This window comes from Pseudoalteromonas sp. BSi20495, assembly GCF_000241185.1.
In the GTDB taxonomy this organism is placed as follows: domain Bacteria; phylum Pseudomonadota; class Gammaproteobacteria; order Enterobacterales; family Alteromonadaceae; genus Pseudoalteromonas; species Pseudoalteromonas fuliginea.
Genome location: NZ_BADY01000046.1, coordinates 63,273 through 88,824, shown reverse-complemented (window position 1 = coordinate 88,824; position 25,552 = coordinate 63,273). Strand labels below are relative to the sequence as shown.

21 protein-coding genes and 1 pseudogene are annotated in these 25,552 nt (G+C 39.5%); 16 read left to right on the top strand and 6 right to left on the bottom strand.

Annotated elements, in window-relative coordinates:
• Nucleotides 1-242 precede the first annotated feature (242 nt).
• The 4 genes from P20495_RS13560 to P20495_RS13575 all read left to right on the top strand — a co-directional run bounded on the left by P20495_RS13560 (nt 243) and on the right by P20495_RS13575 (nt 4,336).
• Complete coding sequence (locus tag P20495_RS13560) at nt 243-1,247, top strand: AraC family transcriptional regulator (RefSeq protein WP_008135108.1); 1,005 nt, start codon at nt 243-245, stop codon at nt 1,245-1,247.
• A 97-nt stretch (nt 1,248-1,344) separates the two neighbouring features.
• Nucleotides 1,345-2,109 carry an ABC transporter substrate-binding protein gene (locus tag P20495_RS13565; RefSeq protein ID WP_008135107.1) on the top strand — a complete coding sequence of 255 codons (765 nt, stop codon included), beginning with the start codon at nt 1,345-1,347 and terminating at the stop codon, nt 2,107-2,109.
• Nucleotides 2,110-2,163: 54 nt separating this feature from the next.
• Nucleotides 2,164-3,117, top strand: coding sequence for an alpha/beta fold hydrolase (locus tag P20495_RS13570; RefSeq protein WP_008135106.1), 954 nt, complete (start codon nt 2,164-2,166; stop codon nt 3,115-3,117).
• Nucleotides 3,118-3,238: 121 nt separating this feature from the next.
• A complete protein-coding gene (locus P20495_RS13575) occupies nt 3,239-4,336 on the top strand; it encodes a polysaccharide lyase family 7 protein (protein ID WP_008135105.1) in 1,098 nt (365 codons plus the stop codon).
• On the opposite strand, the gene P20495_RS13580 is transcribed toward P20495_RS13575, so the two are convergent.
• Nucleotides 4,337-4,738, bottom strand: a complete 402-nt coding sequence (locus P20495_RS13580) for an NUDIX hydrolase (RefSeq protein WP_007378216.1) — start codon at nt 4,736-4,738, stop codon at nt 4,337-4,339. It lies immediately after the preceding gene.
• A gap of 186 nt (nt 4,739-4,924) precedes the next feature.
• On the opposite strand from P20495_RS13580, the gene P20495_RS13585 reads away from it, so the two are divergent.
• Nucleotides 4,925-6,808, top strand: coding sequence for a propionyl-CoA synthetase (locus P20495_RS13585; protein WP_008135103.1), 1,884 nt, complete (start codon nt 4,925-4,927; stop codon nt 6,806-6,808).
• A 182-nt stretch (nt 6,809-6,990) separates the two neighbouring features.
• Complete coding sequence (locus P20495_RS13590) at nt 6,991-7,848, top strand: MBL fold metallo-hydrolase (RefSeq protein ID WP_033015396.1); 858 nt, start codon at nt 6,991-6,993, stop codon at nt 7,846-7,848.
• A gap of 266 nt (nt 7,849-8,114) precedes the next feature.
• On the opposite strand, the pseudogene P20495_RS22780 reads toward P20495_RS13590, so the two are convergent.
• The 4 genes and pseudogenes from P20495_RS22780 to P20495_RS13605 all read right to left on the bottom strand — a co-directional run.
• Nucleotides 8,115-8,387, bottom strand: a pseudogene (locus P20495_RS22780) (PDZ domain-containing protein); the annotation flags it as partial.
• Nucleotides 8,388-9,039: 652 nt separating this feature from the next.
• Entirely contained in the window at nt 9,040-10,185 is a 1,146-nt protein-coding gene (locus P20495_RS13595) for an ABC transporter permease (protein WP_008135100.1), read from the bottom strand.
• Entirely contained in the window at nt 10,182-10,916 is a 735-nt protein-coding gene (locus tag P20495_RS13600; protein ID WP_008135099.1) for an ATP-binding cassette domain-containing protein, read from the bottom strand. Before P20495_RS13600 ends, P20495_RS13595 begins: the two co-directional genes overlap by 4 nt.
• A 4-nt stretch (nt 10,917-10,920) precedes the next feature.
• The gene (locus P20495_RS13605; RefSeq protein WP_008135098.1) at nt 10,921-12,426 is read right to left on the bottom strand and encodes an alpha/beta fold hydrolase; all 1,506 of its coding nucleotides are present in this window, start codon (nt 12,424-12,426) and stop codon (nt 10,921-10,923) included.
• A gap of 92 nt (nt 12,427-12,518) precedes the next feature.
• On the opposite strand from P20495_RS13605, the gene P20495_RS13610 reads away from it, so the two are divergent.
• The 8 genes from P20495_RS13610 to P20495_RS13645 all read left to right on the top strand — a co-directional run bounded on the left by P20495_RS13610 (nt 12,519) and on the right by P20495_RS13645 (nt 22,400).
• Entirely contained in the window at nt 12,519-12,890 is a 372-nt protein-coding gene (locus tag P20495_RS13610) for a GntR family transcriptional regulator (protein WP_007376926.1), read from the top strand.
• A gap of 5 nt (nt 12,891-12,895) precedes the next feature.
• A complete protein-coding gene (locus P20495_RS13615) occupies nt 12,896-13,732 on the top strand; it encodes an ABC transporter ATP-binding protein (protein ID WP_007376927.1) in 837 nt (278 codons plus the stop codon).
• Nucleotides 13,729-14,973, top strand: coding sequence for a hypothetical protein (locus P20495_RS13620; RefSeq protein ID WP_008135094.1), 1,245 nt, complete (start codon nt 13,729-13,731; stop codon nt 14,971-14,973). The genes P20495_RS13615 and P20495_RS13620 overlap by 4 nt, the downstream gene beginning before the upstream one ends.
• A gap of 28 nt (nt 14,974-15,001) precedes the next feature.
• Entirely contained in the window at nt 15,002-15,463 is a 462-nt protein-coding gene (locus tag P20495_RS13625; RefSeq protein WP_008135091.1) for a hypothetical protein, read from the top strand.
• 26 nt (nt 15,464-15,489) lie between these two features.
• Nucleotides 15,490-15,699 (top strand): hypothetical protein, encoded by a 210-nt coding sequence (locus P20495_RS13630; RefSeq protein ID WP_007376930.1) that lies wholly within the window; start codon nt 15,490-15,492, stop codon nt 15,697-15,699.
• Between the two features lie 201 nt (nt 15,700-15,900).
• On the top strand, nt 15,901-18,642 hold the full coding sequence (locus P20495_RS13635) for an Ig-like domain-containing protein (protein WP_008135089.1): 2,742 nt from the start codon (nt 15,901-15,903) through the stop codon (nt 18,640-18,642).
• 16 nt (nt 18,643-18,658) lie between these two features.
• Nucleotides 18,659-21,337, top strand: coding sequence for a TonB-dependent receptor (locus P20495_RS13640; RefSeq protein WP_008135087.1), 2,679 nt, complete (start codon nt 18,659-18,661; stop codon nt 21,335-21,337).
• Nucleotides 21,330-22,400 carry a cytochrome-c peroxidase gene (locus P20495_RS13645; protein WP_008135086.1) on the top strand — a complete coding sequence of 357 codons (1,071 nt, stop codon included), beginning with the start codon at nt 21,330-21,332 and terminating at the stop codon, nt 22,398-22,400. Before P20495_RS13640 ends, P20495_RS13645 begins: the two co-directional genes overlap by 8 nt.
• Here P20495_RS13645 and P20495_RS13650 read toward each other — a convergent pair.
• Complete coding sequence (locus P20495_RS13650) at nt 22,395-23,312, bottom strand: LysR family transcriptional regulator (RefSeq protein WP_008135084.1); 918 nt, start codon at nt 23,310-23,312, stop codon at nt 22,395-22,397. The two genes, P20495_RS13645 and P20495_RS13650, sit on opposite strands and share 6 nt — an antisense overlap.
• Before the next feature lie 80 nt (nt 23,313-23,392).
• Between P20495_RS13650 and P20495_RS13655 the strand changes: the two genes are divergently transcribed.
• Complete coding sequence (locus P20495_RS13655; RefSeq protein ID WP_008135082.1) at nt 23,393-24,532, top strand: alkene reductase; 1,140 nt, start codon at nt 23,393-23,395, stop codon at nt 24,530-24,532.
• Between the two features lie 247 nt (nt 24,533-24,779).
• On the top strand, nt 24,780-25,544 hold the full coding sequence (locus P20495_RS13660) for a DUF6515 family protein (RefSeq protein ID WP_008135080.1): 765 nt from the start codon (nt 24,780-24,782) through the stop codon (nt 25,542-25,544).
• Nucleotides 25,545-25,552: the final 8 nt, after the last annotated feature.

Below are 25,552 nucleotides of genomic sequence, written 5' to 3'. Positions count from 1 at the left end.
CCCTTGAGTTAGTCCTAGGGGCGGTAGCAGGATACAGAACTTTGCTCAGCTTTTAGGATGTAAGCCAGATCGGTAACACATGAGTAGGTACTTAGCCTTCTAGGTTACAAACCTCGCGCTGCGATTAAATTGCCCCTAAATAGAACAAACTTTAATCCCCAAAGGTCAATAGGTCCTAGCATAATAAAATTTTACATGGCAGACTTGCTCATACACGACCATTTTTTAGCTTTAGACGACAAATGTACTCACTTGCTGATCATTACTTTTCAAGTACTCTTGATTACTTACAAAGCCAAGGTATAGCCAATGAAGTGGCTTTGAAGGCCATCAAATTTACTGAGTACAGTGATAATAAAGCACGACAATTCGCACCTCGTATTACCTTAACTAGTTACAACGCATTACTTGAATATTCACAAAAAACACTTAACGATCCCCTGTTCGGCTTTAAGCTTGGGCAGCATATTCGCACAGCAAATTTTGGAATTTTAGGTTACTTAATAGAATCAAGCGATAGTTTAGCCAGTGCTATACAGGTACTTTTAAATTATGACAGCTTGGTCGCTGACATAGGTAAATCACAATTTGAGCAGCTCGGCGATATTGCAATTATTCGCTGGCTACCGCATCCAAGTTGTAACGAACAGGTTATTTTGCGTAATATGACTGCTTGGGTATGTGTAATACGTCAATTACTTAACTCCAAACTATCTCCTAGTTCAATATGTTTTACGCATCACTACTCAAAAGAACATTTAAATACATTGGCTACGTGGTTTAATTGCCCTGTAAGCATAAACGCTAAGTACAATGAAATTTCATTCCCGAGTAGTTATTTAACCCTGCCATTTAAAACCGATAACGCAGCAGTTCACTTAGCACTTAGGCAAATATCAGAGCAGCAGCTTTCTAACTTTAAAAGCCAGCAACATGTAAGCGAAAAAATTAACCATATGCTTATGGTAAAAACCGACTTGCAAGAGTGCGACTTAATACGTACTGCAAATGCGCTAAATATCACGCCAAGGACCCTTCAACGGCATTTAAAGCTAGAGCAAACATCCTTTGCAATATTACTCGAACAAGAGCGTAAAAGACGTATTCCCTTATTAATAGGAACACAATCCTTAGCCAATTTAGCTTTATCACTCGGCTTTAAAGATCAGAGTTCGTTTAATCGGGCATTTAAACGCTGGTACTCATATAGCCCTATTAAGTATTTTAAAATGCAAATAGGTAAATAAACCTACAATATAAAATTTACTTATTTCATACATTTGAGTATATATTTCAGACAAGAGTCTTTAAACTCAAGACATTGTAGTTAAAAAGATTATTGCTATGTATTTGCGTATTGTAGTTAATGCCTTTGTATTTATGTTTTGTAGTACGGTAAACGCAACTAGTCCACTTACCTTTATTGCCGAAGATTTACACCCTTATCATTTTCAAAACGAAAACGGTGAAGCAGACGGAGCCTCGGTAGATATAGCTAAAGCAGTATTAAGAGAAGCTAAGCTAAACGCGAAGTTTGAAATAATGCCTATGGCGCGTGCTTCCCATGAATTAAAAACCAACCCTAATACTATTATGCTCTCTTTTTTAAAAACCCCTGTTAGGCAAAATCAATTTAAATGGTTAGGTGCGATATACTTTACAGATGCGTACTTAGTTAGTTTAAAAGATCATAAAGATAATATTAGCCATTTAAATCACGCCAAATTTTACAAAGTAGCAACCATTCGCGGTTATACGAGCGCCAAATATTTAAAAGATATGGGTTTCGAAGAAGACAAAAATTTAATCTTAGTTAGTTATTATCAGCAGCTATGGCAAATGCTCTACAAAAAACGTATCGATTTTGTTGTAGTGAATACACTTACTTTAAATAATGAACTAAAAATGTCCGGGCTTGATCCTAGCTTAATAGCTAAACGAGTTCATTTAACTGATTTTCCTTCAACCCTCTATCTTGCTACTAATAACCAGTTTGATGAACAAACAGCCATCGCAATATCAAAAGGGCTAAAAACGCTAAAGGTAAATGGCAAGTACCAAGCTATTTTAAAAAAATGGCAACTCCCCCTCCCACCTACCATAAATTAAATGTAATAAAGCTGCCCTATACTCCTCACAAAGCTTGCTAACACTCACTTTGCCATGGCTATTATTAAGACTAAAAAAGGTATTAAACTCAGCTACCAAGATGAAGGCGATAAAACAGCACCAGCTATTATTTTAATTATGGGGCTTGGGGCGCAAATGATAGTTTGGCCAGACTCGCTCTATTATGGTTTAGTAAAAAAAGGCTTTAGAGCGATTAGATTTGATAACCGTGATGTCGGGTTATCTAGCCATTTAGATGATTACAAAAATCCTAGTTTATTTAAAACATGGTTAAGTAAGTACTTACCTATACGCTCGAATATTCCTTACCTACTTGATGATATGGCTGATGATGTACTCGCCTTAATGGCTGCACTTAAAATAAAAAAAACGCATTTAGTTGGCGCATCAATGGGTGGGATGATTGCCCAAATTATTGCAGCAAAACATAAAAAGAAAGTACTTAGCTTAACCACAATAATGTCGAGTAGCTCTACTTTTAAGCCAACAATAAAAAGTTTAAAGGTATTTTTAAAAGTATCTAAACTGCAACCAAAAACACTAACGCGCAGTGCCGCTATAAACTACAACATTCACTTAAACCAACTTATTGGTAGCCCAGCTTACCCACAAAGTGAAGAGTTATTAAAAGAGCATGCAATTAAAATAATTGACCGCTCATATAATCAAAATGGCTATAAACGCCAACTAATAGCCATAGCAGCCAGTAAAAACAGAGCCCAGTTAATAAAAAAAATAAAAGCGCCTACGTTAATTATTCATGGTAGTGCCGATATAGTTTTTCCATCTATTGAAGGTGAAAAAACGGCTAAACTCATTAAAAAATCGAAGTTAAAAATTATAGATGGTATGGGTCATAACTTTGTACCAGAGCTTACGCCTAAAATGACAAAGTGGATTGCTAAGCATATAAAAAAGTCTCAACGAAAGTATTTAGAAAAATTACGCAATAAAAAACACCAACTGGTTAACCAAAATAAACTTTAAAATAAGGTTTAATTATAAAAAACACAAAATTGGTAAGTTTTAATTTTTAAATTGGTATGTTAGATTGAAGTTGAGCGATGTCTTTACCGCACAATTTTTACTTCATCACACAGAGACAATAATGATAAAAAATACATCCACATTTAAACTTACGGCTTTAGCCGTTATCACACCTCTACTTTTTACGGCTTGTTCAAGTACCCAAAGCACTAATCAGCAAAGCGATGCGCCGGTACCTGCAACAAAGTTTGATTTATCACACTGGAAAATAAATGTACCAGTTGATTTAAACAACGACGGTAAAATTGATGAAATAGATGTAGAAGAAATTCAGACTTACGCACACCCTGATTTTTTCTATCTTGATGATAAAGGCTACATGGTATTTACCTCGCCTAATAAAGCGCTTACAAGTGCTAACTCTACTAATACTCGTAGTGAACTTAGACAAATGATCCGTGGATCAAATACTAAAATTAAAACTAAACACTCTAAAAACAACTTTGCTTTAGCTGTACATCCGTTATCTGACCGATTTGGTTCTGTTGGTGGAAAAATGGAAGCAACGTTAAAGGTAGATCACGTTGCGCTACGTGCAACTGATCCTGATAAAAAAGCAGCTTACTCTGTTGTTGTAGGGCAAATTCACGCAGGTAAAGATCAAGCGCTTATTGATACCAAGCTTGGTTATGGCTGGGGCAATGAGCCACTTAAAATATATTACAAAAAATGGCCAGGGCACAAAACAGGCTCAGTTTTTTGGAACTACGAACGTAACTTAGCTAAAACCAATCCTGACCGTACAGACATTACTTACCCAGTTTGGGGGAATACATGGGAAAACCCTAACGAGCCTGGCAGTGCCGGTATTGCACTAGGTGAAGAATTTAGCTACACGGTAAATGTGTATAAAAATGTTATGCACCTTACATTTAGCGCACAAGGCAAAGAAGACGTTAACTACTCTATTAACTTAGGTAATAACGTAGATGCTTATGGCAAAGTGGACGAAAAAGATCATCCACATGGTTACGCTGCAGATTGGCATTACTTTAAAGCCGGCGCTTATAACCAATGTAGTACTAAAAGCGCGAAAGGTATTTGGTACCCAGGTTGTTTAGGTACTGGCGATTGGACTACAGATAAACAAAATGGCGATTACGCTCAAGTAAGCTTTAGTAAACTAGCGTTAAGCCCAGCGACACCGCCAACAAAATAACTAGGCTATTACAGCCTCAGATAAGTAATTTTTTAGTGATGTAAACAGTGGCGTTGGTAGATTATTAATATCGCACCAGCGCCACTTTAAACATTTATTAGGCTCTTTAAGCTCAGGCTCTCCGCCTTCAAAGTCAGCTTTTACATACAGCGTAATATAGTGCTTGTTCTCTGCTGTAAAAATATCATTGGTAAAATCAAGCTTAGTAATTTTACTTACCTTTAAACCTGTTTCTTCAAACACTTCTCGTATTGCACATTGCTCAACACTTTCACCAAACTCTAAATGCCCACCAGGTGTTGCCCATGTATTAGCACCATGCGCGCCAATGCGCTCACCTAGTAAAATTGTGTTTTGATGCTTTATGATAACCGCAACCCCTACTCTTACTACGTTACTCATATCGTGTTTTCTCTTATTTTTACTGCCTGCCATGCTGAACCACACGCTTTGTATTGTCAATTTTGTATTTTTAAAACCAGTGTGTTGATTAACTTTTAACCGACCAAGGTCGAATAGCTTGCTTGCTAAAAAAAGCCTACATTTTGTAAGGTCTCTCACACACAAATTTAGCTTTAGGAGCCTTACATGTCAGGCGAATATAAACAGCAATATAATGGCTTTAAACAAAACCCAGCCCAATTTTGGCTCGAACAAAGTAAAAATATTCCATGGTATAAAACCCCCACAACAGCATACACACAAGACGACGACGGGCTTTATCATTGGTTTAGCGACGGGCAATTAAACACCAGTTTTTTAGCGCTAGACCAACATGTTATTGCCGGATTTGGCGAGCAAACTGCACTTATTTACGACTCTCCAGTCACTAACACAAAGCAAACTTATAACTACTCACAACTACAACAAGAAGTTGCTAAATTTGCAGGCGTAATGCAATCGTTAGGTGTTACAAAAGGCGATCGCGTTGTTATTTATATGCCCATGATCCCACAAGCTGTTATTGGTATGTTGGCGTGCGCTCGCCTTGGTGCTATTCATTCTGTGGTATTTGGTGGGTTTGCTGCACATGAATTAGCTGTACGCATTGACGATGCCAAGCCCAAACTTATACTTAGCGCCTCATGCGGTGTTGAAATAAACAGCATTATTGAATACAAACCACTTATTGATAACGCAATAGACTTAGCTAAGCACAAAGTAGAACACTGCGTTATTTATCAGCGCCCACAAGTAACCGCCACTCTTAAGCCTGAACGAGACATAGATTGGACTCAGGCAATGCAAACTGCTGCAAGCGCAGATCCGGTGCCTGTAAATGGAGATGATCCACTTTATATTTTATATACCTCAGGCACGACAGGCACACCCAAAGGCGTAGTGCGCGAAAATGGCGGTCACGCAGTGGCAATGCAATACAGCATGGCAACCGTTTATGGTATGAAGCCCGGCGACGTATTTTGGGCAGCGTCTGACATTGGCTGGGTAGTTGGGCACTCTTATATAGTTTACGCGCCGCTAATGTATCGCTGCGCAACTGTATTATATGAAGGTAAACCCGTTAAAACACCCGACGCCAGTGCATTTTGGCGCGTGGTTGAAGAATATAAAGTAAATGCATTATTTAGTGCCCCCACCGCATTTAGAGCAATTAAAAAAGAAGACCCAAATGCCAATGGTTTTAATCAATACGATACCTCTAGCTTAAAACGTTTGTTTTTAGCCGGCGAGCGATTAGATCCTCCCACTTACGAATGGCTTAAAGAAAAAACCAAACTGCCAGTGCTTGATCATTGGTGGCAAACAGAAACCGGCTGGGCTATTGCTTGTAACCCTGTAGGGCTTGAGTACTTAGCAACAAAACCTGGCAGCTCTACCGTGCCTACTCCTGGTTTTGACGTGCGAATATTGGATATGGATGGCAATGAATGCGCAGCTAACGAGCAAGGCGCCGTGGTAATTAAACTGCCACTTCCACCGGGTTGCCTACCAACTATTTGGCAAGATACCCCGCGCTTTAAAGCAAGCTACCTAAATGAATACGAGGGTTATTATTTATCTGGCGATGGTGGTTATATTGATGAAGACGGCTACCTATTTATTATGGGCAGAACCGACGACGTTATAAATGTAGCAGGACATAGGCTTTCTACCGGCGAAATGGAAGAGATAGTAGCCGCGCACCCTGCTGTTGCCGAATGCGCTGTTTTTGGTGTGAACGATCCTCTAAAAGGGCAACTCCCTATGGGAATGATCGTGCTTAAAAATGATTTTATGGGCTCAAGTACCGACGTGGAAGAAGCGCTTGTTTTAAGTGTTCGTAATCAGATTGGCGCTATTGCGTGCCTTAAAAATATAGTTAGCGTAGATAGGTTACCTAAAACTCGCTCGGGTAAAATACTGCGTAAAAATTTGCGCCAACTAGTCGATGGCGAAGAGCTACAAATACCTTCAACCATAGACGATGCCAATATCTTTGAAGAAATAAACCAACAACTAACACAAAGATAAACCCAACCAACCTATCTAAAGCCATTTTTATAATGGCTTTTTATTTCATCCTTATATTTGATCCTTTTACTTAAGTTTAGGCTTAGGTTTAAGTTTTAATTTAACTAACAACTGAAATTTTTTACGGCCTTGCACTCTCTTCTTTTAAACGTGTTATTAATTAATTTAAAAAAGAATGGTGTATGCCCCGCTTGCTACAAAAACTATTAACTACAGCCCTATTATTTATGGGCTTTGCCACACAAGCCTATGAAATAGAAGACCTAGGCAATGGCTTACACCGCTTTATAGACGACAGACACCGCTCAGTATTTTTAATCACTTCTGAGGGCGCGATTGTTACCGACCCACTTAATAAAAAAGCCGCCACCTGGTTAAGCGAGCAAATTAAAACTCGCTATAACGTGCCTGTAAAATATGTAATTTATAGCCATAATCACAGCGATCATATTTACGGCGCCGAGGTATTTAAAAGCCCGCACACCACGTTTATAGCGCATAAACTCGCTGCGCAAGATATTAAAAACACACAAATAAAAACGGTAATGCCCAGTCTTACTTTTGATAACGAGCTACTACTTACCCTTGGTGAGTCAACAGTAAGGCTTAACTATCATGGTCCAAACGATGGTCGTGGTTCGGTTAGTATATTATTCGAAAAGCAAAAAACGTTATTTGTGGTTGATTGGATTGTTATTGGCAGAATGCCATGGCAAAAACTGTGGAGTTACGATATTCAAGGCATGATTAACTCAACCCAAGCGGTACTCAAATACGACTTTAATACTTTTGTAGGCGGACATGCCGATATTGGCAGCAAGGCAGATGTAGCGCGTTACTTAAGTTATTTAGAGCTTTTATATAGGCAAGTAACAGCAGGCGTTTTAGCCGGTAATACGCTTGACGAAATTAAACAAAATGTAAAATTAGACCAATTTAGTGACTTTAAACAGTTTGATGCATGGTTACCGCTTAACATAGAAGGCGTGTACGAGCGTTTAATGGAAGAGTCAGGCATGGGCTGGCGCAGCGATCTATAAGCTTTAGTCTAATAATCATTGGTATTGCCGTATTTAACGCAATACCAATGTATTCATTAATTAAGGTTATTACTGATCAAACCTTTTTAATCTATCCCAATTACTTTAAGTAGTAACCTACATATAAACCGAGTAAGTAGTACTCCAAAAGCTCGCTAACGTTGCCAACATTTACTGCGTCTAGCTCATTTACACAAAACCACGCTTTGGAAATAACCATACTTTATAGGCTGGGTATATTTAGGTATTTTAAAAACTTCTTAGGTTTACCAAGCATTCATAGGGATTTTTAAAGGTACTTGGCTACCATCTTCATTCTCTAAAAGTAATTGTAAAATCTCTCCAGACTCCTTGCGCATTAATTCTTTTGCTTCACTGGCAGGGCAGCCTGGAATTTTACAATTTTCTATAGAAATTATTTTTTGCCCAGCAACAATCCCTGCTTTTTCAGCGGGTGAATTAGGTTCTACTTTTTGAATAATAAATGACGTTACCGTCGGGCTAAAAAAACCATCAGTTCCAACGTTCCCTAAAACTCCAAGTTTAACCTTCTCTGCAGCCCTAAACCGTAGCCAACATTAGCGGGCTTATTTGTGTTATTAGTCGCGTGCCGTATTAGTTTGTACGCTGTATTTACTATAGAGATCTCGCTGCGCAATATACCATTACCTTGATAGCCTGACTGGCTGCTTCATGCAGCAAGCGTACAACTAAGCGCAAGTAACAAACTGGTTGAGTGCTTTTTAAAATAAACCATTAATTATACTTAATTCATACCATTACGAGCAGTTTATTAGGGCGAGAGTTAAAGATGGGTTAAATGGGCACACTTTATGAGAGTAAATACAAAAATTATTGTTACGCCATATTTAGCTATTTCTAGATTTTCCCTAAATACCATCTCAACAGGTGTTTTTAAGATTGTAACTACGTTACTGCGTTTTCATGACTCCTTACTACATCACTTCTACTTTATACCTCCCATATTTATGTTTGAGTACGTCCTCAGCCTCAGAAAAACATACAACACAGGTATTTTCTACTCTTAAGCGTAGCTTCTCTGCCCCCTTTGTGAGCACCTCTTTTTAATTTCAAAAAATATAAACTATAGCCATTATTTATCGTCGGATATAAAAACGCCCATGTTAGTTAAACTATGGGCATTGCTTGAAATACATTTTAAGCGTGGGGTTACAAACCAAACACAACCTTTTCACTTTTCAGCATTCGGCCGCTTAAAAAGCTAAACACGCTAAATAATATTAATGTAATCAAGGTAGAAAGTACTAATTGTGGTACTGGCAATGGGTTACCTTTGATAAACTCAATAAGTGCATATTGCTGAGCCGCAATAGGAACCCACTGTATAATATCGGTGGCAATGTCATAGGTAGTTATCATACTTAGCGACATAGGAATAAATAACACCATAGTTACATATGACTGTGCCTCTTTGAACGACTTTGCCATAAACGAAACAAATACCTGCAAGCTTGCCGACATTAATGCAATAGGTAAGCATACTGCAAAACAAAACAGCATAAATGCTGGGGTAATAGTGATACTAAAGCCGAGCTGTTGCCAAGGTACTAAGCCGTATGTAATTTTAGATACAATTAAAATGATTACGAGTCCTAGCATCGAAAAGCTGGCAATAGCAGCCGATTTAGCAAGTACAATTTGTAAGCTACTCAACGGATGGCTTAATAATAACGACAGCGAATTACGTTCGCGTTCACCGGCGCTAGTATCTATAGCTAGGTTCATCGCAGCGTAAAATACCGTTAAAATTATAGACAACGTAGCAATGCCTAAAAACATACCGCCTTTAGAGTCTGGAGTCGCCTCATCATGCGTCTCTACCGCTAAGGTACGCATAATGCTTGGATCAATGCCACGCGATATTAAACGTAAACTAGCCACTTCAGCGTTATAACTTGCCAGAGCTTTTTCAATACGATTTATATGCTTACCAAGTTTATCATTTGATTTATCAGCAATTAATGTAACTGTTGCAGGGCGACCTTCACGCATATTTTTTTGATAGTCATCACTAATATTTAATGTAATAGACTTGAGTAGTTCGTCATTTTTATCGTTTGTACTCTGTATTTCATTGGCCTTTAAATGCGCAACTAAACTAGGGGCTTGCTCCGCATTTACTATGGTGATTTTGAGCCCTTCGGGCGATGTAAGCTGTTGCAGTAATACACTTAATAGTAAACACATTGCAATGGGAGTACCTATTGCGTAATACAAGCCCGCCATCACTGAACGTTTGTCTCGACTGGCATCAATGATTTCTTTTTTATAGAGTACTTTTAATAAGTTAATCATGCTGCTATTCCTTCATCACTACCAATTAGCTCAATAAATGCTTCTTCTAGTGTGGCTTTTCCTGCTTTTTCACACAGTTCATCTACCGAACCTTGCGCTATTACTTGGCCGTTAGCCATGATCACTACGTGGTCACATAATGCGGCAACTTCTTGCATCACATGCGATGAAAAAAGCACGCAATGTCCTTGTTCCTTTAGCTGTATAAGTAGATCTCTTAAAATACGTGTGCTCATTACATCTAAGCCGCGTGTAGGTTCATCTAAAATAACGTTAGACGGATTATGTACCACAGCCTGTGCTAAAGCGGTTTTCATGCGTTGGCCTTGTGAAAAACCTTGGCAGCGGCGATCCGCAATATCGTCCATATTTAATTTTTTTATTACCTCACTGGTTGCTGCTTTCGCTTTTACAGACGAAAGCCCGCTTAATTGTGCAAAAAAGGTAATATATTCTCTAGGTGTTAATCGCTCATACAGACCACACGGATCAGGAAATAATCCTAAATTTTTCTTAGCTTCCATAGGATTTTTTGCTACATCTATGCCGTCTATTTCGGTTTCACCGCTGTCGGCTTTTAATAACCCGAACACGGTACGTAAACAGGTTGTTTTGCCTGCACCATTAGGTCCAAGCAAACCTGTAATTTGGCCATTTTTCGCATCAAAGCTTAGGCCGTTAAGGGCGTTAACATCGCCAATTTTTTTAGTTAGATTAGTTACCTTAATCATACCTTTACTCCATACTTTGAATTATTGAACTGGCTGCGCCATTTATATTCATAAAAAACTTTTTATCGTTATTGTTATTGATACATTTTGTATCTATATCTTGCATATTTTGTTGATTAATAAACTGAGCAATTATTTTGGGCGCGCATGTTTGTGAGCCAATACCATGAGTTGCCGAAGGTGACACCAAATGAGTGGCATTTTTCATATTTACCATTGCCAACTCAGCCCAACTTGCAGGGGTTGCAGGGTCTCGCCCACCAGAAAGTAATAGAGTAGGCACTTCCGTCGTCACGGGCTTATAAAAGCTCTTATTTACTGGGGTTACATCCCAAATTGGGCACATTACATCAAACCCTTCAATCATCATTTTTCCCATGTAGCTTTTATTATATTTTGAACGCTTTTGCTCATTGAGCTGCGGCCAATCTTCACCACATACAATGGCATTGTGCATGCCCATTGCGAGCTGTTCAGTTATATCAACGCCCGACATTAACCCAACCCATGGCGAAAAATTACCATTAGCGGCTTGGCTAATTGCCAAAGGCAAAATTGCTCGCATTGAGTGGCTATAAAGTGCCATACGTATTGCGCCAAAAAACTTAGTTTTAGTCACCACTAGCGTTATGTTTTTGTATGTACGCGGGTGTTTCACTGTTGTTTCAATTGGCTGGCTATCTAACTGCGTCATTAAGGTATTAAATTGATTTTTTAACTGTGGATACTGTGAATTACAAAGCGTATTACTTTCACAACGTGCAAATAAAGCCGCTAACGAATCATCAATAGCTGCGCCTATTGCAGCCAAGCTTTGCTGCATAGGTACAACCCCATCCAATGTACTCGTTAATACTGAATTTGGAAATTGGCGGGTATATTCTTGCGCAATACGTGTACCATACGATACCCCGTACAAATGCAGCCCTTTATAACCTAAAGCTTTACGCACAGCTTCAAAGTCTTTTGCAGCAACAGGTGTTGAAAAGTGACTTAAATCAATATTCAGCTGCGCTTTACATTTTTGTGTTTCTTGAGCGCCCAGTAATGCGAGATCAGTCATTGAATCGTTAAATGCAAACTGTGTTTGCAGGTCATTACTTTCACATTGCAACTTATTTGAGTAGCCAGTGCCGCGTTGATCAACCAATAAAATATCACGCGTTTCGCGGACAAATCGTAAATTACGATTAAAAATAGCAGCTAGCTCTATTGCGCCCTGCCCTGGGCCACCAGCAAAAGCAAGCGCTGCTTCATCAGGGTGGCTAAGTTTAATAGCAGGAATAATCGCAAAGTTAATGTCGATTTCGCCATCAGCGCTGCTATCTGAGAGAGGGCGCTTAATACTGCCACACATTAATCTATCGGCTAACCCTTCCATATAACATGGGGTTAAAGCTGTATGTATTTGATCATTACTTTGAGCAAATACACTACTGCCACTTCCCGCTAATATTGATAAAAGCGTTAGCTTAGTTAGTTTTTTACGTAAATTAAACATGGTTTCCATTACTTTTCCCTTGTTGCTTTTTACACTCAATATGATAACTTTAACTACAGTGTATCGGTGTATTAATGTATTAATACAGTAGAGAAAGAATAATGTTAGAATTTATTAATGTCAACCCTAATAGTGGCGATCCAATTTATAAACAATTGCATGAACAAATTGTGCGGTTGATTGTGGGCGGGCAATTATCGATAGGCGAGCAATTACCTTCAGTAAGGAAAATAGCTGAGCACTTTTCGGTTAACCCTATGACTGTGTCGCGTGCGATAAGTCAATTGGTTGAACAAGGTTGGTTAGAACGAAGGCGTGGGCAACCAACCTGTGTTGCGCAAAAATCACAGCAGCAAACACAACAACAAGATACGCTATTATTTAATGGTGCCGATCAACTTATTCAGCAAGCCAAACAACTCGATGTATCGCAAGCTGTTTTAATAGAATTAATTAAAAAGCGATGGAAATAACCCCTATGGAACAACCACTCCTTAGCTACAAAAATGTATATAAAACAATTAACTCAAAAAATATTCTTAAAAATATTAATTTAGATGTGTATCCAGGTATGGTAATTGGCTTACTCGGTAAAAATGGCGCAGGTAAAACGACTTTACTACGCTGTGCACTTGGATTAGTAACTCCCGATATGGGTGATATTAGTGTTTTTTCAGAGCCAAGTTTACAAATTAATGCTGAAAACAAAGCTAAAATTGGCTATGTTGCTCAACAGTCATTTGGTTATGAGGGGTTTAAAATAGCCGATGCATTGGCACTACATCGTAGTTTTTACCCTAACTGGGATACCGAGCTTGAAACCAAATGGCTAGGTCGGTTTGAACTTTCAAGCACCGCTGCAATTAGCAACTTATCAATAGGTCAAAGACAAACACTTGCGTTAATTATGGCAATGGCATATCGCCCTAAATTACTTATTTTAGATGAACCAGTTGCAAGCCTAGACCCTATTGCCAGACGCGAGTTTATGAGCGATTTGTTCGATCTCGCACTCGATTCCGGTTCGGGGATTTTGTTTTCATCACATATCACTTCCGACATAGAGCGCGTTGCAAGCCATATTGCCCTTATAAAAGAAGGTGAACTGCTGTTATTTGATGAACAAGATGAGATTCGCGAAACTATCCGAAAAGTTAATTTTACCGATAACACTATTAACTTAACTGCTTACACTGTATTAGCTCAAAACAAAAATTCGGCCATTATTTATGGTTATAACAACGAAACAATTGATGGCGCATTGAGTATTAATCCGCTTTCTTTAGAGCAACTGTTTGTGGAGCTACATGCATGAGTTCGCCACAAAGCCGTAAGTGGTACCAAGGTTGGAGCGGTTTATGGTTAAAAGAAGCCGGTCCCGCTAGTTATTTTGTGCCATCAATATTTGCGACTATTTTTTCCCCCCTATTTATTGGTAGTGAACCTGTTATTCTTAATCTGCTCGCAATGTTTGCGATTATTTGCATGTACGCATCACTTGCTTTACAAAGTATTCGCTTACAAGCCACAGAGTGGCAGGCGCTAGTTGTTGATTATTGCCAACATGTAACGCAACAAGGCAAAGTGTTTATTGCAATAATAAATGGTTTCATGCTGATTAATGCAGCTATTGAGCAGAGTATTCATCTTTTATCTACTATCTTTGTAGCGAATACACTTGGTTTAGGGCTATGGCTTTTATGTAGAGTGAGCAGTCATTTATTTACCCTTGGATGTTACATAATATTCACCACAGGCATTATAAGTTGTGTGTTATTAGAAAAAACACCTATTTTTTTAATCCCTATAGCTATTGTTACTTACTTAGTCCTATTAGTATTTAGAGATAAATTTGGCCAACCATATCACTTTAGCAGTCATGCCTTTGCTAATTATCGTCATGGTGTGCAATCGGGGTGGTCGCCTGTTCCTGTTGGTTTTTTATCAAGTTACTCTAAGTATTTAAATAAACAGCTCTTCCCTTTGAGTTACTTTGTAGGTCCTTCACTATCTCAATTTGCTATTTTGCTAGTAGGATTGAGTGCCAGCGCAATAATCATTAACTTTTTTTACGATATATCTAAGCACTCAATGTTTAGTTTAACAAATGTCTTGCTTGCGCTATTCACGCTTTGCCAATGGAGTCGATCACAAAGGACGCAGTCATGGGAATTGCTTTACACTCTCCCTATTTACAATAGCACTGCACAAGCAAAAAGCGCTTTTATTCAAAGTGCATTAAAATTTACAATTTACGTAGGAATATTTTGTTTTATTGTTACGTTGCCATTAATTGGACAACAACAATGGCAGTTTGTATATGCCGCTAATTTTTCACTTACAGCATGCGCAGCTTTTTTAGTTAGTTTTATAATTGGTAACATTGTTAAAAACACCAGTATTATGGGTATACTTTTATGTTTTTCATATGGCGGCCACATGGCTTTAAGTACTTACATCATTCAAAGCGATAACGGCTTTACAGACCTTGTTTTGGTAAGCTTATATGTATGTTCATTAGCATTATTAAATCGTTTCTCTGCAAAATATTTATAGCTTGAATTAAATAGGAATAAACCAAGTAATGATAAAATTAGTGCTTATTTACATATCGTTATTATGCTGTAGCTTTTCAACAAGCGCGCTGGTGGTCGTTAAAAAAAACACCCTGTATTACAGTGGCCAAATTACTGAGGTTCAAAATAATAAAGCTTCTGAACTTTTAAAAAGCAATTCCTCGATAAACGCATTAACGATTACCAGCGGTGGCGGTAACATCGATTTTGGTATGGATTTAGCTGACTTGATCGCCGCTCATAAACTTAGCGTGAGCATAAAAGACTTTTGCTTTTCATCTTGTGCTAACTACATACTACTCGTAGGGCAACCGACAACCATTGAGAAAAATGCAATAGTTGGCTGGCATGGCGATGCAGCCTCTGCAAAATGGCTCGACAGTGATATAGACACTATGGTCAAAAATTTAGATGAACCAAAAAAAGTAAAAAATGGCAAGTACTCCGTGCGCATTATGATCAGGTTATAGCCAAAGCAAGTAAGCGAGAACGAGCAATGTATAAACACTTTAATGTAAATCATGACCTACTTACTGTGGGTCTTGAGCCAAGTTTACGCAAAGCAGCAATAAAAAAACATGCGCGAGGCTGGACATACTCACCCAAGGCACTTGCGTCTTTAGGTGTTAAAAATATAATTTTTAATCAGTGGCAACCTCGTTCCGTTAAGCACTTCCCTTTATTAATAATAAAAGACGTTAATTAAAGCTTAATCTATTGTTTGCTAAGGAATAACCATTCAGCCTTAGCAAACTACCATTCTATTTTTTAGTTTATTTAAACCCCTTAAACTTTATTTCATTCAATAAATCACCTTAATTTATCATATAAATTACTTTTTCCGTATAAAATACAATTGATATGCGTTATCATTTGCAACATCATTAACCTTTACTGTTCAATAATCATGAATAAGCTAATTCAACTCACACCTATATTATGCACTTTAATTTTAACTGGTTGCGGTGGTGGCTCTAGTAATAAAGCACCTTTATTTAATGAGCCAAACCTAAGCTTCACTTTAAACGAAGACACCTCTTTTACTGCTCAAGTAACAGCCACCGACGATGACGTCCTAAGCTATACACTTGCTAACGCGCCAAGTAATGGCATCATAGCAGTAGAGGCTAACGGTGAGTTTACTTACACACCATTTAGTAATTATTTTGGTGAAGATACGGCAACCATAAGTGCAAACGATGGCAGTTTAACGGCAAATGTAGTAATACGCTTTGCTATTGAAAATGTTAATGATGCTCCTCAACTTCTCGCCACTAACGTGTTTGTTACTTCTTCAACCACCACCGAAGGGGTTATAACCACACAAGACTTAGATGGCGACACCGTAACTATTAGCCTAATTACCCCACCAAGCAATGGCGTAATGAGCATAAATAGCACCACAGGTGAATTTACCTATAAGGCACAAACTCTAAGCAGCATTGATGAACAATTTGAAATTAGCTACACAGATGGCTTAATTAGCGAGCCATTAACGGCTATTATTTCGCTAAGCCCTTCTTATGTAACTAACGAAGATAAACTTAATTATTACTACAGCTCTAGCTTATCTCACTTAAAACAAGCAGATGAGTTAAGCGTAAATATTGCTGATGAACTTTCTCGATATGACGTATACGCAACACAAGCTGCTGCCTATGCGCGTGCAGGTTTTTTAGATACTGCTAGCGACTATTTAGCGCTTATAAACGAGCAAACCGCACGTTCTTCAGCATTAAAAGAGGTAGCGCAAGCACTTGATGAAATAGGCCAAACAGAAAAAGCAAACGATTACCGCGACCAAGCAGTCGCAGCCTACAACCAATACTTAGCTGATAAAGGCTTTGATAACATTGCCTCATCAGACGCATCAGCGCTTTATTCTTTAGTAAAAAGCTATTTAGCTGCGGATCAAGTTTCGCAAGCAAGTAATTTGTTAAATACTATTTCGTTATACGCTGAACAAGTACGTGAAGAAGAATACACATCGAGCTATGGCTTTTTTTTAAATGGTGTACGCTTATCAATAGATGACGCTCTAGAAAGCTATGCGCAAAGCCTAGATGAAAGCGATTTAACTCAAGCTAAATTACTTGCAAACAACTACGCGCAACTCGCGGTAAAAGCGGGTTACAGACTAGTACGTAGCGGCGAATACAAAGGCCAACCATACGAGCAATACAAAACGTTGCACGGGGCATGGGCTGCGCAATACCTTTATAGAGCTGGCGAGTTTGAGGCCGCAAAAGATTACACTAACCAAGTACTTGCTATGTATGGCTCAACGGGTTTTGATAGTAACTATAACTATAGTACGTCGGCTTATAGCGCCGCTACATTAGATAACTACACCTACCCTATTCAATTTTTAGCAGGCTTAATTGAAGGCTTATACCAAAGCGACGAAAACCCAGCAATAATGCTATCAGACAGCGAAACCGATATAAACAACGCGCAAGAACAAGTGTACGGCTTTAATATAGCTAACCGCCTACTTGCCGGTGAAGATATAAACAGTGCCGCAGCACAAGCTCGCAGCTTTTTTACTGAAAACGGCGATTACAGCGAATTTTTTAGAGCGCTAACCTCACTTGATAACGTCCCTGGCACAGGCCTAATTTTAAGTGAAGCAGGCAGAAACGACTTAGCACAGCAAGTATTTACCTATGCTGGCGACTTTTTAGTCTCTGATGAATACATTAGCAAAGAGTTATCAACCACAGTTTTAACGGGTTACAAGGGCTGTAAATCGTTAGTTGATTTAACAGCGCGAGTTGGTGGCGATGCAGCAAGTGCAGCGAATAAATGTTTAACTATGCTTAATACGCTCAATGCAGGCGATGTACGTACGCTAAGTAATAGCTCATCAATTACAGCTCATAATCAAGTAATGGTATCGCTTATTAAAGGCGGCTTATCGGAGCAAGTAGCTGGTGTACACAATCAACTACTTAGCTACATTGCACTAGGAGATACCGAAGACAGGTTTGAAGCCCGCCTAGAAACATTAGGTTATTTAGTTAATGCCAACCAAACATCACTGGCAAGCACCACCTTAAATGATGCCATTGCCGAAATAACGCCTGCGTTAAATGAGTTAACAAGCGATCAGCTAGAAACTATATTAGCCGCTGTTAAAGCTGAAGTCATTGGTTTAGAAGCGGCTACAGGCGGGGAATTTGAACGCTACTCTATGCTTTCAAGCATGGGCACAAACGCGGCCAATATAAGTGATTTTTCAGCAAATTATAGTAATGCAAAAAATCAAGCAAGCACGCTTTTAAATACGCTTGAGCCTCTTATTTTGGGTTTTGCCAATACAATTATTGCCGACAACATGGAAGATTTAGTTAACAGCTTTACGTTAATTAACGATATTACCAAAGCACAAAGCCTAATAACTAATGGCGTTAATGGCGAGGCTGATCAGCTTGAGCTTTACATAGGCATGACCAACTTAGTTGCTTCACGCGATGACTTTAGAGGCATAGCTATTGCGAGCGTAGACACCGACCACGACGGCTTACCTAACTTCTTTTTACCTAATAGCAGTGATGAAGACATAGCCTTAGCTGGATTAATAGCCGACCAAGACGCTGATAATGATGGCGTAATTGATAGCGAAGACACAACCCCACTAGGTATTTAACAAAGAGCCGAAATATATGCAGACACCGACTACCCTCGCGTGTCTGCTTTTGCTTTCTCAGGGTGTATACGCCGCAGAACAGCAACAGCAGACAGAGCCAAAACCACAGCCATGTAACGAACTTAAAAATGAGCAAAAAGAGCGCTGTGAAGCACTTGAGCACATTGAAGTAAAAGGCCAGTACATAGGCATAGAAGTACCCGAAGTTATTGGACGTTCTTACTTAAATCGTGACTTTATAAACGCCACACCTAAAGGCAACGGCGATATAAATGAACTAATTGCCCTGCTCCCTGGCGTACAGCTAAGCAACGAGGCCTACTCTATTGGTAGCCTCGCAGAAATTAGCGCACCAGAAATTTCTATATCAGGTGCGCAACCTTGGCAAACGGGGTTTTCGTTAGATGGATTGAACTACAATAACCGCATAGACCCTGGCAGTTCATCTCGGTTGAGCTCATCGTCAAACGATGTGTCGGGCGGCGTACAAAGCATGAATGTAAACTCAGATGTAGTTGAATCAATCACAGTGTACGACCATAACATTCCGGCAGAGTTTGGTGGTTTTTCGGGTGGTATTGTTGATAGTAAAACTAAAAGTGTATTTACGAACGACAGCTATAGTTTTGGCGTACGTGGCAATCAAAGCAGCTGGGGGAGTTATCACTTTATAGAAGCCGAGCAAGACAGCTCTCAGCAAAGTGTTGACCAAAGCACACTTGAAGAACCTAAATACGAAAAAATAAGCTACAACTTACGTGCTAATAAACAAATTAATGAGCGCCATGGCTTAATGATGAGCGTTAATTACTTAACTAGCGATATTAGTGATTTGTCGTTAGGAGAAGTCAAAACGCAAAGCCGTAAAAACATTAATGCCATTGTAAAATATGGTTACCGTAATGGCTGGATAGACGCATTAGATTTAATTTTAATGTATTCACCTTACGAAGTAGATGACTTTATAACCGACGCCAAAGACAGTGACTTTCATTTAGAAGGTGGTGCAATTGGCGCCGTGGCGGCACTAACTGAACACTTTGATTTAGCAACGTGGCACAGTAATCTTAATTTTAGTATGAGCGACAGCAGCCGAGAAGGCCCTGCTCACTTTTATAACTGGCTACAAGCAAAAGGAAAAGATTGGGGGCAATACGCCGACCAAGGCGATGCGCAAACACGTTACTCTCGCCAAGGGGGTTATGGCGCGCTCGATAACACCCAATATACCACCAGCTGGAAAAATACCCTCGACTTTAAGACGTTTGAATTTGCTGGCACAGAGCACCGTATTAAAGCCGGTATTGAGCTTATTCGCCAAGAAGTAGAACGCGAACGTATACAAAATAGCTACGGCTATGACTCGCCAATTATATGGTCTAGCGCTAGCACGCCACTTAATTGCAGTGGCTATACACTTGACTGCCAAGCAATTGAAACAACTATATCGATTGACGAACTTGCAGCGCAGTTAGGCGGAGAAATTGATTTTAATAATAAAGATCACAATAAAGCGTACAGTAATAATGTAACAGCCACCGCGCAGTATTTTAATGGCCGTTTAGTAACTCCTGCAGAGTATATAAATGCAACCTTAAATCGAGCCTCATTTTATGCAACAGATAGCATTACATTAGGGCAATTAAATCTAAACTTAGGTATGCGCTACGAATATGATGACTTTTTAGCTAATCATAATATCGCACCGCGTATATCGCTTGGTTACGATGTATTTAACGACAACCGCACAATTATTAGCGCAGGCGTTAACCGCTATTACGACTCAGCTATTATTGGTTATAAAGTAAAAGAACAGCAGCGTTTTTCATACCGAGAGTACCGTCCTATCGAAAATGGCTACCTTCAAGGTTGGCTGCCATCTAACTACACGGGCGCATTTAAATACCGCTTTGATGATGTAAATACCCCCTACGATGACGAGCTAGCATTAGGCATAGCCCACTCCTTTGAGAAAGCAGGAAATATATCGCTTAAGTATGTAAAGCGTAAAAAGCATCAGCAGTTTTCTCAAGTTACCGACGAGGAAGCAGGCAGTGATGGTTATAAATATATTTATATGACTAACGAAGGTGATGGCAGCTCAGAGCGCTACTCAATATCGTGGAGCGCGCAGTTTGGTAGCCACTCATTATGGGCTAACGCCTCATACGCTGAAAACAAAATTTCAAACGACGAATACAGTGCTAGCGCTGAAAATACCCCACTTGACGAACTTGTTTATTATGTAAATGCAAGTGGCAGCGGCAAGCTTGTAACGCTTGGGCAGCTTGCTCAAATACGTACCAACTTTGGTACCCCTGTTACAGGCGCACTTGGCTGGAATGTTGATTGGAGCGACTCGTTTAGTACAGGCTTAAACGTTACCTATAGTGGCAGCTACACCAGCGCTGTAAGCACCGGCGCAAGTCAAAGCATTGGGCTTGAAAAAAGCTGTGCAAGTTGCCCCGTAGAATCAAGTTTAGCTGATGAATACGAAGAGCGAGAAATGCGCGCCAGAACCATGCTAGGGCTAAGTTTACGCTATAGCCATAACCTAACAAAAACTCAATCTATTGACATTAGAGCGGATATTTCTAACTTATTAAATGCCCGTACTTACACAGTAAACGAAGGTGCATCAGGCATTGAGCCTGGGCGTATGTTTTGGCTTGGAGTAACTTATAAATATGATTAAGCAACTTTGTGTAATTACATTATTACTCTCCTTTAGTATGCACGCTCAACAATACAGCAACAAAGAGTTACGTGGTTTGTATAGTAAGAGCCAAGTAAACTGGCCTGCCATTCAAACCAGTGATGAGCGTATAGTTGAGCCTCTTTCGTTATTGCCAATAGCTACTCCATTGCCAGAGCACGTTGCACTTGGTAATAAGCTTTTTCATGATCCACAGCTTTCGCGCGATAAAACCGTAAGCTGCGCGAGTTGTCATGAACGAGATAAGGGTTTTCATGATGGTCGTGCCACTGCAGTCGGTATAAATGATCAAGTAGGCACTCGCAATACCCCTGCTATTTTTGGTATAGATCAGTGGCAAAGCTTTTTTTGGGATGGTCGCGCTAAAACAGCTGAGCAACAAGCACTTATGCCTATTAGCAATCCAATTGAAATGGACTTAGATCCACAAGAAGCCTTAATACGGGTCAATAAAGATAAAAGCTATACGGCATTTAATAAAAGTGCCTTTAATTCAGACACGCTTTCTATGGCACAAATGGCAGAAGCCCTCGTTGCATTTGAGCGAACACTCATTGCACCTAATACTCGCTTTAAATCATTTATTAATGAGGTTCAGAGTAATCCAAAAAAAGCGCTTAGACGTTTATCAGATAATGAATTAAACGGATTACATTTATTTAGAACTAAAGCAAAGTGTATGACTTGCCACAATGGCGCGCTATTAAGTGACAACCAATTTCATGGCACTGGCCTTCATTACTACGGCCGTAGTTTTGAAGATAAAGGCCGGTTTAATTTTACAAATAATCCAAGTGATATAGGGTTATTTAGAACCCCTTCTCTACTTGGTTTAACTGAAACATTTCCATGGATGCACAATGGACTTTTTGATGATCTACTAGGCATAGTAAATATGTATAACCATGGTGGAGTAAGACCTAAGCCTAGGAAAAACCAATTAAACGATCCACACTTTCCTAAGACGACGAAACTGTTAAAACCATTAAAACTCACCAAGCAAGAGCGTTTAGATCTTGTTGCATTTTTACGGATTTTATAAGTTTTGTAATTGCTCTATCAACCATTTATGAATTGGGCTGTTATTAGTACGTGGATGCCATGCTGCTATCACTTTAAAAGTAGGTGGAAGTGCCTCAACTTCTAGCAGTCTAACTTTACTATTTGGTAATAATCTTGAAGGGTAAAACGCGAGCATATCAGTAGTATGTAAAATGTCGGGCACCGCTGAAAAACTCGGTACCGACATAACAATATTACGTTTTAGCCCTTGGCTTTCAAACCATTGATCGTGCGATCCGCGTAAATTAGCGCGTGAAGGCGACACCACCAGCTGCGGGTGCGCTGCAATTTCCGGCAGTGTTAAGGGCTCATCTTCAAACTCATTTTTACAGCCTGTAATACACAAGTGCTGCTCTTCTAGCAAAGTGACATACGCTAAGTTGTCAGGTATGAACTCTGGAAAGCTTATCAGTAAATCAAGCTCGCCTGCCGTTATAAGTTGATTAACGTTGTCAGACGCAAAGTCGCGCACTATCAGCTTTAAACCTGGCGCTTCACGGCGGGTAATATTAAATAATTGCGGCAATAAAGCCTGCGTGGCGTAGTCGGTTGCGCTTATGGTAAACACACCTTTATAAGTTTGCGGGCTAAACTGCTCAGGCTCTAGTAACGACTCTAATTGCTTTAAAATATGGTTAACAGGCGCCTTTAGCCCTTGCGCTTTAGGAGTAGCAACCATGTTATTGCCTTGGCGAATAAACAAGCGATCGTCAAATAAATCTCGTAGCTTTCGTAGTTGCTCACTAATGGCTTGTTGCGTTAACCCCATTTTTTTGGCTACTTGTGAAAGATTTTGCAGTTCTAATAAGCTACTGAGTACTCTTAACTGCTTTATATCAAGCCGACTAATACCATTCATAATTGTATGCTGTACAAAAAAGTGTTGTTTCAAATTGTATCTTTAAATCTCTATGCTGCCAATGTCGCTTAACCACTATTTAAGCCTTTGTTTGCTTTATAAGAGAATTTAAAATGAAATCAGAATTAATTAACACCGCCCCTTTATTCTCATCAATTGAGCTTGGCCCTTTTACACTTAAAAACCGTATTGTGATGCCTCCTCTTACTCGCTCTCGCAGCACTCAGCCTGGCAATATCCCTAATGAATTAATGGCTGAGTATTACTCGCAGCGCGCATCGGCTGGTTTTATGGTTACTGAAGGCACACAAATAGAACCTCGTGGACAAGGTTACGCTTGGACCCCTGGAATTCACTCGCAAGCACAAATTGAAGGCTGGAAAAAAGTAACACATGCAGTACACGCTAAAGGCGGCGTTATTTTTGCTCAGCTTTGGCATGTAGGGCGCGTATCGCACACCACACTACAACCAAATTCAGGTAAACCGGTTGGCCCTTCAGATATTATTGCTGACAATGTAAAAGTCTTTATTGAAACCGCACCTGGTGAAGGAGTGTTGGCTGATCCAAGTGAGCCCCGCGCACTAACTACAACTGAAGTTGGTGAACTGGTAAACATGTACGCTCAAGCTGCACGCAATGCTTTAGAAGCAGGCTTTGATGGTGTGGAGCTTCATTGTGCTAACGGGTATTTAGTTAATCAGTTTATTTCTGAGCATACAAATAACCGTGATGATCAATACGGTGGGACACTTACTAATCGCCTGCGATTTTTAAAAGAAATAGTTGAAGCGGTAAGTGACGTTGTAGGCGCAAACCGTTTAGGTGTTCGCTTTGCTCCTTTATTTGAAAGCACAGACGAAACACGAGTGTATTTAGGACTTGTTGAATCAAACCCTCACCATACTTATATACAAGCCGTTAAAGTGCTTGAGCAAGCTGGTATTGCTTACTTATCGATTGCAGAGGCTGATTGGGATAACGCTCCCGATTTACCACTAGAGTTTTATAAAGCAGTACGAGCTGAATTTTCAGGTCGCATTATTTATGCTGGTAAATACACAGTAGAAAAAGCGGTGCGTATTTTAGGTGAAGGTTACGGTGACTTATTTGCATTTGGTCGCCCATTTATAGCTAACCCTGATTTACCAGAGCGTATAGCGAATAATTGGACGTTTAACGAAGCCGATGCAGCCACTATGTATGGCGGTACTGAAGTGGGTTATAGCGATTATCCGCTCTACGAAAAATAGTTAATTTAATTAAGCCAAGGAAGGCTTAATTACTAATTTCGTATCCTATTTTTTGTGATACCACTAATAATTTTGGTGTATCAAAATATTCCTAAAATCGTCAAAAACTAGAGATTATGTCAAGAACCGTCAGTAAAATGTAAAAAGCTGTAAGCATAACTCCGTTTGCTGTTGTATGTCAGTTAACATTCAGTTTGAGCCGCTAGTATTGAACCCAGTTATGTAAAAACATAAACGAGGCAATACTATGAAACTTACTTTTTTACTACCTGCCCTGCTCGCCATTGGCGCAGTATCAGGCTCTGCGCTTGGAGCACAAAACGAGCGAGAGAATGATAAAAGCTTTAAACGCGATCACGACAAACGTGTTGAATATAAACGCGATGAACGCCGCTATGAAAAAAAGCAGCGTATTGAGCATAAAGAAGAAAAACGAGAAGACCGTAAGCAAGAAAAACGTAAACTTGCTAAGTACAAACAGGAAAAGCGTGAACTACACCGCTACAACCAGAGAAAATATAACTACTTAACAAACCATCATAATTCAGTCACTTACAGACAAAACCGATTTGTAAACCATTTACCACGCAGTAGCGCATCGATTAGGTTTAATGGTATTTCGTTTACGTTTAACGACGGCCTTTACTACCGTAAAGCTAAAAGAGGCTACCATGTTGTTAAACCACCTAGAGGTCTGCGTATAAATACGCTACCAAGAAATTATAGGCATTTTAAACACCATAATACGACTTACTACACTTATCAAAATGTATACTACATGGCGGATAATGATGGTTATACGGTTGTTGATGAGCCATCAACTCGCCTTAATCAGGCAATAAAAGTGAGTAATGTAAAGGACTATCGCTTAGGTCAAACATACGACTCACTGCCTATGGCTGCACAGGCCGTAATAATTAACTCACAGCAGTATTTTAAATACGGCGATATTTATTTTTTACCGCAAATAAGTGACGATGAGATAAAGTATCTTGCCATTAGTCTTGGTTAATCACCTTA

Bases quoted from the DNA above. Each gene is read 5' to 3' on its own strand.
- P20495_RS13560 (WP_008135108.1), top strand. From the start codon at position 243: ATGTACTCACTTGCTGATCATTACTTTTCAAGTACTCTTGATTACTTA.
- P20495_RS13565 (WP_008135107.1), top strand. From the start codon at position 1,345: ATGTATTTGCGTATTGTAGTTAATGCCTTTGTATTTATGTTTTGTAGT.
- P20495_RS13570 (WP_008135106.1), top strand. From the start codon at position 2,164: ATGGCTATTATTAAGACTAAAAAAGGTATTAAACTCAGCTACCAAGAT.
- P20495_RS13575 (WP_008135105.1), top strand. From the start codon at position 3,239: ATGATAAAAAATACATCCACATTTAAACTTACGGCTTTAGCCGTTATC.
- P20495_RS13580 (WP_007378216.1), bottom strand. From the start codon at position 4,738: ATGAGTAACGTAGTAAGAGTAGGGGTTGCGGTTATCATAAAGCATCAA.
- P20495_RS13585 (WP_008135103.1), top strand. From the start codon at position 4,925: ATGTCAGGCGAATATAAACAGCAATATAATGGCTTTAAACAAAACCCA.
- P20495_RS13590 (WP_033015396.1), top strand. From the start codon at position 6,991: ATGCCCCGCTTGCTACAAAAACTATTAACTACAGCCCTATTATTTATG.
- P20495_RS13595 (WP_008135100.1), bottom strand. From the start codon at position 10,185: ATGATTAACTTATTAAAAGTACTCTATAAAAAAGAAATCATTGATGCC.
- P20495_RS13600 (WP_008135099.1), bottom strand. From the start codon at position 10,916: ATGATTAAGGTAACTAATCTAACTAAAAAAATTGGCGATGTTAACGCC.
- P20495_RS13605 (WP_008135098.1), bottom strand. From the start codon at position 12,426: ATGGAAACCATGTTTAATTTACGTAAAAAACTAACTAAGCTAACGCTT.
- P20495_RS13610 (WP_007376926.1), top strand. From the start codon at position 12,519: ATGTTAGAATTTATTAATGTCAACCCTAATAGTGGCGATCCAATTTAT.
- P20495_RS13615 (WP_007376927.1), top strand. From the start codon at position 12,896: ATGGAACAACCACTCCTTAGCTACAAAAATGTATATAAAACAATTAAC.
- P20495_RS13620 (WP_008135094.1), top strand. From the start codon at position 13,729: ATGAGTTCGCCACAAAGCCGTAAGTGGTACCAAGGTTGGAGCGGTTTA.
- P20495_RS13625 (WP_008135091.1), top strand. From the start codon at position 15,002: ATGATAAAATTAGTGCTTATTTACATATCGTTATTATGCTGTAGCTTT.
- P20495_RS13630 (WP_007376930.1), top strand. From the start codon at position 15,490: ATGTATAAACACTTTAATGTAAATCATGACCTACTTACTGTGGGTCTT.
- P20495_RS13635 (WP_008135089.1), top strand. From the start codon at position 15,901: ATGAATAAGCTAATTCAACTCACACCTATATTATGCACTTTAATTTTA.
- P20495_RS13640 (WP_008135087.1), top strand. From the start codon at position 18,659: ATGCAGACACCGACTACCCTCGCGTGTCTGCTTTTGCTTTCTCAGGGT.
- P20495_RS13645 (WP_008135086.1), top strand. From the start codon at position 21,330: ATGATTAAGCAACTTTGTGTAATTACATTATTACTCTCCTTTAGTATG.
- P20495_RS13655 (WP_008135082.1), top strand. From the start codon at position 23,393: ATGAAATCAGAATTAATTAACACCGCCCCTTTATTCTCATCAATTGAG.
- P20495_RS13660 (WP_008135080.1), top strand. From the start codon at position 24,780: ATGAAACTTACTTTTTTACTACCTGCCCTGCTCGCCATTGGCGCAGTA.